We start from the raw sequence: 6,524 nt of genomic DNA, 5'->3' as shown, positions 1-6,524 counted from the left end.
CCTTTATAATGCCCTGCCCTATGAACCGGACAGGTCTTAATGGGGCTCCGATAATGAGGAGCATTAAAATCAAGCCGCCAACTATGGCGACAAAGACAACTGGTTCCAAACTCATTCCTCCCCGCAAGCTTGTACTAAACTTATATGAAGGAAACGCTGGATTAAGAACCGAAAAAAATGGCCATGAGGAACAAACAATCCTTCACAGCCATTTCCTTATCATCTTTTTAAGCGAACATTCCTTCTTTTAACTTCCCTGAATAAGTAGAAGTATTTCACTTCCGCCAGTCTCGTTTGGGCGATTACTTCCTCAGATGGATCAACGCTTTTTTCAAGTAATGATTTTTGATTATGCCAATTCCATTTCAATTGTTCAAGCTCTTCGATTAATGAATCATTGAATGCATTCCGAAGTTTCTTTTTTTTACGAAAGAACAAGTGAAGTCCTCCCAGCTATCTTATATTTCTCTTCTTCCTTCTATTGCTTTTGATAGCGTCACTTCATCCGCATACTCCAAATCTCCGCCAACAGGAAGTCCGTGGGCAATTCGGGTCACTTTGATGCCTGATGGTCTAAGCAACCGGGAAATATACATGGCTGTCGCTTCACCTTCAATGTTAGGATTAGTGGCCAAAATTACCTCCAGCACTGTTTCATCTTGCAGGCGCTTTAATAAATCAGGAATATTTATATCTTCCGGACCGATTCCGTCCATCGGGGAAATACTGCCATGCAGTACATGGTATAAACCATTGAACTCTCTCATCTTTTCCATAGCTATAACATCTTTCGGGTCCTGAACCACACAGATCAAACTTCTGTCCCTCTTTTGATCTTCGCAAATATAGCAGGGATCTTGATCTGTAATATGACCACAGACTGAGCAATACATAAGATTCCGCTTAGCATTAACAAGTGCTTTTGCAAAATCCAAAACAGTATCTTCCTTCATGCTTAATACATGAAAGGCTAATCGAGCAGCCGTTTTAGGACCAATCCCCGGCAATTTCATAAAACTGTCAATGAGCTTGGAAATTGGTTCTGGATAATGCATCGAATTCCTCCTAAAAATTTCAAAAGAAACCCCCTGAAAGGAAGTTTCTTTTGAACTTGCTTAAAACATCCCCGGAAGGTTCATTCCCTTAGTGAATTGTCCCATCGTTTGGTTTGTCATTTCTTCCGCCTTTTTCAAAGCATCGTTAGTGGCAGCCAACACTAAATCCTGAAGCATATCGATATCATCCGGATCGACAACTTCCGGTTTGATGACTACATCGACTATTTCTTTATGTCCAGTCACGATGACCGTTACCATTCCGCCGCCGGCAGTTCCTTCAACCCTTTTTTCACCTAATTCTTCTTGTGCCTCTGCCATCTTCTTTTGCATCTTTTGCATTTGTTTCATCATGTTCTGCATATTACCGCCGCGCATACCCATTTTCCTTACCTCCAATTATTCTTTAATTTCAAGTAAATCATCGCCGACTAATTTTCTAGCCTCTGCTATAAAAGGGTCTTCTTCTTTTGATTCCGTTTCTTCTGGACCGTCGAACTGCTGTGTTGAGATGAAGTCCTCCCGCAACTTTTGCCACTGGCTTTCCGGAACTCCAGCTATCTCCATTCGGTGTCCGGTCAATTGCTGCATGATCGAGGCTATCACTTCCACGAAACGGTTATTTTCCATTGCCATTTGACAATGAATATCATATTTGAATTTTACCACAAAAGCTTCAGTTGACGCAGCAACAGGTTCTGCCTCCGTTAATAAAGCTGCCAATGACTTTTGGTTTTGCAGACCTAACTGTTCAAGCACTTCCCCCCACTTACTTTTCACAGCATTAAGACCTGGCTTTGTAGCTTGTTTCAAAACTTGATTGATCTTTCCCGCAGGTGCTTTATATGACTTTTTAACGGCCCTTTGCGCCTTAGCCTGCTCTGCAGGTTTTTCTGCCATGGCTGCCGGAATGCCATTTTTCTGCATTTCGAGTATTTTCTTCTCTAAATCTTCTATTTTCTGCTGCAGCTGTTGAAGCTGCCCGTTATCAATTTGATTTGGCCTTTGCTCATTACATAACTTGACAAGTGCCACCTCAAGGAAAATCCTTGGATGATTTGTCCATTTCATGTCCTGCTGTGTTTGATTGAAGCTTTCAATTATGGAGTAAATCGATTCAGAAGAGATCACTTCTGCCAATTCCTTGAATTGGGGATCTATCAAAACACGCTCGAAGGATTCTGCCAGTGCCGGTGCCGTTTGAAACAAAAGCATGTCACGGAAATAATAAATCATGTCTTCTATGAACCTAGCCGGGTCTTTTCCCATGGCCAGCAATTCTTCAAGGACTTCAAGTGCCACCGCTACTTCTTTATCATATATAGCTTTTGCCAGCCGGCTTAAAAACGCTTGCGAAACAGATCCGGTGACAGTCAATGCATCTTCCACTGAAACCGTCTCCGAACTGAAGGATATCGCTTGATCAAGAAGGCTTAGTGCATCCCGCATCCCGCCTTCGGCTGCCCTCGCAATGATATGCAGGGCTTGTTCATCACAAGAAACACCTGTTTCTGCAATGATTTGTGACATCCGGCCAACTATATCTTGAGGCTGGATCCGTTTAAAATCAAACCTTTGGCAACGGGAAATGATCGTTAGTGGAATCTTATGAGGCTCAGTCGTCGCCAATATGAAAATCACGTGCTTCGGAGGTTCTTCCAATGTCTTTAAAAGCGCATTGAACGCCCCTTGTGAAAGCATATGTACCTCATCAATGATATAAACTTTATATGTAACCGCGTTAGGTGCATATTTGACCTTATCACGAATGTCACGGATTTCCTCGACACCATTATTGGATGCTGCATCAATTTCTATAACATCTGATATGGAGCCATCGGTGATTCCGCGGCAGGTAGCACATTCGTTACAGGGCTCACTTGTCGGTGAATGCTCACAATTCACTGCTTTTGCTAGAATTTTGGCAGCACTTGTTTTCCCTGTTCCACGTGGACCGGAAAATAAATAGGCATGTGAAACCTTTTGCCCGACCAAAGCATTCTGCAACGTTTTCGTCACATGTTCCTGCCCAACTACATCAATGAATTGTTGCGGCCGCCATACCCGGTATAATGCTTGATACCCCACGGAAATCCCTCCTTCTTTTCTCCATCTTGTTTATTATACATTACTGATTTCCTTAATATCAAAGTCTAAAAATGAAATTTCATCATTGCCTCTTTTTTTTCAAAAATACCAAGCACTTTACCTTCTTGGCATAAAAAAAAACCCACCCGATACGAATGAGTTTTTTGTTTATGTAAAATAACTGCCGTGCACCTTCTGTCGATTAGCAACCATAAGCGTTACTTAAGCAGTTAGCTCGGCCCAGGCAACCCTGCGGCACATGAGAACTTCCACTTAATGCTGCTTCCTTCCGGACCTGACATGGTTCATGGAGTCCCATTGCGCAGGACCCGGGCGTCAACGCCACTTACTTAAGGCAGGCCCTACAGAATGCTAACCTCGAGAAGGGATTCAACCTCGCTAGAGCGGATTGCGAGTACAGGGCACCGCTACCTCCCCGTCTAGCACGGCAAAAGTAATACCAATTTCAAAGCGTCATTACGACGCATAATTCATTATACTAAGGTAACAAAAAAAACGCAAGTGTTGTTCTTGGACAGTTCAATTCCAAATTTATCAAATGAAGCAAAGATTCATCTTCAACATTCGTTTTTCACTTATTTATTTTCTTCAACAAGCTTGAGTGCCTGCTCTCTTTTCAACGTTTTCTTTCTATCCCTAAGCTCTTTAAAAAAAGAAGTCAAAATCCAGCCGCACTCTTCCCCCAATACACCGCTGGTTACATCACATTGATGGTTAAAGCGTTCATCTCGAAGTAAATCCATGAATGTGCCTGCACAGCCAGCCTTTGGATCATGCGCTCCGAAAACAACCCTTTTCACCCTTGATTGCAAGATGGCACCGGCACACATCGGGCAAGGTTCCAGCGTTACATATAATGTCGCATCTTCAAGACGCCAACTGCCAAGTTCCTTGCAAGCCTCATTGATTGCAAGGAGCTCCGCGTGTGCCGTCGCATTCTGTTCCGTTTCCCTCAGGTTATGCCCCGTCGAAATAACTTGATCATCTATTACGATTAAAGCGCCAATCGGCACTTCATTCAATTGCCGCGCCTTTTTTGCTTCCTCTAAGGCTAAATTCATGTAATGAACATCATCCTTCAAAAAAAAACCCCCTCATATTAAATAGGAGTAAACAGACAAATATAAGACAAAATAAAGGTCATACTACTTATTCTAATGAATAGTAACGCATTCGGCATATGTGCTGCAAGTAAATTCTCACAATACAGGAGGATATACCATGAATCGACCTGAATCGCCTTCCTTTGCATTGCTTATCATTGATATGATCAATGACTTTGACTTCAAATACGGGAATATGCTCCTTGCACATACGAAACTTATCGTCGATCCGATCTTGAAATTAAAGAAGCAAATGAAAGAAAAAGGTTTTCCAATCATTTATATCAATGATCATTATGATTTATGGCAGGCTGACTTCGATAAAATCATTGATAAATGTAAAAATGAAGGTAATGCCTCATTAATCGAAAGAATAAAACCGCAACAGGACGAATTTTTTCTCATCAAGCCGAAGCATTCAGCATTTTATGGGACGGCACTCAATACACTGCTTAAACAATTAAACGTGGATACCCTGATCATTACTGGCATAGCTGGCAACATCTGTGTGCTATTCACGGCCAATGATGCCTATATGCGGGAATATAAATTATGGATTCCGAAGGATTGCATTGCTTCTGCATCAAAGGAAGATAATCATTATGCATTAAAAATGATGAACCATGTTCTCAAGGCATCCATAAAACAAGGTGAAGACATGTAAGCATTCAATCGAACAAGGCATTAATCTACATACCTCCGCAATTAACACTCTTTCATTCTCTTTCTTTATCAACCTGACAAAAATGTCACTAAAGTCCCAAGTCTGTGATACAATATCTCTTGGCGAAAATCCTATGACCGGGAATTTTAGCTTGATACCTCATGAAGGAGGACAGATTGGATGAAATCCACCCCATTTATCACTGTCGAAGGTCCAATCGGCGTGGGAAAAACATCACTCGCAAAAGTTATCGCAGATCATTTTCAAATTTCATTATTAAGGGAAATTGTCGATGAAAATCCATTTCTCGGGAAATTCTATAAAGATATTGATGAGTGGAGCTTTCAAACAGAAATGTTTTTTCTGTGTAACCGTTATAAACAATTGGAAGATATCGAAAAAAAGTATCTTACTAATGACCAAGCCGTAGTGGCTGATTATCATATATTCAAGAACTTGATATTTGCTGAAAGAACGTTAAAGAACGAACAATACAATAAATACCTTGAGATATTCAATATTTTAACACGGGATATACCTGAACCTAATATGGTGATTTATTTAAACGCAAGCCTTGATACTCTTCTCTCCCGAATCGGTAAAAGAGGCCGGGAAATCGAAGAAAATATATCCTCCATTTATTTAGAGCAGTTATCCGCGGATTATCGAACATTCATGGAAACATTCGAGAAACAGCACCCTGACATCCCTGTTCTTACATTCAACGGAGATGAGCTGGATTTTGTCGGGAACAAGGATGATTTGAAAACGATAATCAGCCAAATAGAGAATGCCCTGCACAAAGGAGTAAAGTCAAATGAACTTACGAAAGAAATATAATATTCCAAACAACGCCGTCATTACGATAGCAGGGACGGTTGGCGTAGGAAAATCGACCATGACCAATGCGTTAGCCGATGCCCTTCAATTCAGGACATCATTTGAGAAGGTTGATACGAACCCCTACCTGGATAAGTTTTACGATGATTTTAATCGTTGGAGTTTCCACCTGCAAATCTATTTCCTCGCTGAACGTTTTAAAGAGCAAAAAAAAATCTTCGAATATGGCGGCGGTTTTATCCAAGACCGTTCCATTTATGAAGACACCGGGATATTTGCAAAAATGCATTATGAAAAAGGCACGATGAATGACGTGGACTACGAAACGTATACAAGCCTTTTCAATGCCATGGTAATGACGCCATACTTCCCGCACCCTGATTTACTTATCTATCTCGAAGGTTCGCTCGATGATATCCTCAACCGGATCCAAGAGCGCGGCCGTCCAATGGAACAGCATACCCCAATTGAATATTGGCAGGAAATGCACGGCCGTTACGAAGAATGGATTGATCAATTCAACGCCTGCCCTGTCCTTCGATTAAATATAAACGAATATGATCTTATGCAGGATGAGGCAAGTATCGAACCTCTTATAAAACGGATTGCCGAATATATGGAGCAAACCAAGTTGTTGCGAAATGTGTAAAACAGAAAAACCACCGGTTATCCGGTGGTTTTTTAATATATTAGAAAACAAAAATTCCGTTACATAACTGTAACGGAATTCATCGATATCCAATTTATGCGCTG

Annotated in this window: 9 protein-coding genes and 1 other RNA gene (1 of these 10 running past the window's edge); 3 read left to right on the top strand and 7 right to left on the bottom strand. The window is 41.3% G+C overall.

The window, feature by feature from the left end:
* From AC0VX1_RS00135 to tadA, 7 genes are all read right to left on the bottom strand, one after another.
* On the bottom strand, window positions 1-115 hold the 5' portion of the coding sequence (locus tag AC0VX1_RS00135; RefSeq protein ID WP_370019689.1) for a pro-sigmaK processing inhibitor BofA family protein. 155 nt of this gene lie to the left of the window's left edge; 115 of the gene's 270 nt are visible here — the first part of the coding sequence; it begins with the start codon at window positions 113-115; its stop codon lies off the left edge, out of view.
* Window positions 116-219: 104 nt separating this feature from the next.
* Window positions 220-438, bottom strand: a complete 219-nt coding sequence (locus AC0VX1_RS00130; RefSeq protein WP_475469598.1) for a YaaL family protein — start codon at window positions 436-438, stop codon at window positions 220-222.
* A 20-nt stretch (window positions 439-458) separates the two neighbouring features.
* A complete protein-coding gene (gene recR, locus AC0VX1_RS00125) occupies window positions 459-1,055 on the bottom strand; it encodes a recombination mediator RecR (protein ID WP_034316264.1) in 597 nt (198 codons plus the stop codon).
* A 60-nt stretch (window positions 1,056-1,115) separates the two neighbouring features.
* Entirely contained in the window at window positions 1,116-1,433 is a 318-nt protein-coding gene (locus AC0VX1_RS00120; RefSeq protein WP_048688709.1) for a YbaB/EbfC family nucleoid-associated protein, read from the bottom strand.
* A gap of 21 nt (window positions 1,434-1,454) precedes the next feature.
* Window positions 1,455-3,143 (bottom strand): DNA polymerase III subunit gamma/tau, encoded by a 1,689-nt coding sequence (dnaX, locus tag AC0VX1_RS00115; RefSeq protein WP_475469597.1) that lies wholly within the window; start codon window positions 3,141-3,143, stop codon window positions 1,455-1,457.
* Between the two features lie 184 nt (window positions 3,144-3,327).
* Window positions 3,328-3,592: signal recognition particle sRNA large type (gene ffs / locus AC0VX1_RS00110), an RNA gene on the bottom strand.
* A 147-nt stretch (window positions 3,593-3,739) separates the two neighbouring features.
* On the bottom strand, window positions 3,740-4,246 hold the full coding sequence (gene tadA / locus AC0VX1_RS00105; RefSeq protein WP_413011947.1) for a tRNA adenosine(34) deaminase TadA: 507 nt from the start codon (window positions 4,244-4,246) through the stop codon (window positions 3,740-3,742).
* A gap of 139 nt (window positions 4,247-4,385) precedes the next feature.
* Here tadA and AC0VX1_RS00100 point away from each other — a divergent pair, with 139 nt between their 5' ends.
* The 3 genes from AC0VX1_RS00100 (at window position 4,386) to AC0VX1_RS00090 (ending at window position 6,420) form a co-directional block, all read left to right on the top strand.
* Window positions 4,386-4,931 carry a cysteine hydrolase family protein gene (locus AC0VX1_RS00100; protein ID WP_057277264.1) on the top strand — a complete coding sequence of 182 codons (546 nt, stop codon included), beginning with the start codon at window positions 4,386-4,388 and terminating at the stop codon, window positions 4,929-4,931.
* Window positions 4,932-5,111: 180 nt separating this feature from the next.
* Entirely contained in the window at window positions 5,112-5,771 is a 660-nt protein-coding gene (locus AC0VX1_RS00095) for a deoxynucleoside kinase (protein WP_475469596.1), read from the top strand.
* Window positions 5,749-6,420 carry a deoxynucleoside kinase gene (locus AC0VX1_RS00090; RefSeq protein ID WP_034316271.1) on the top strand — a complete coding sequence of 224 codons (672 nt, stop codon included), beginning with the start codon at window positions 5,749-5,751 and terminating at the stop codon, window positions 6,418-6,420. The genes AC0VX1_RS00095 and AC0VX1_RS00090 overlap by 23 nt, the downstream gene beginning before the upstream one ends.
* The last annotated feature ends 104 nt before the right edge of the window (window positions 6,421-6,524 follow it).

This window comes from Peribacillus sp. QJM3NY_7, assembly GCF_056173225.1.
The sequence above is the reverse complement of the archived record's forward strand: the minus strand, read 5'-3'. Positions and strand labels throughout refer to the sequence as shown.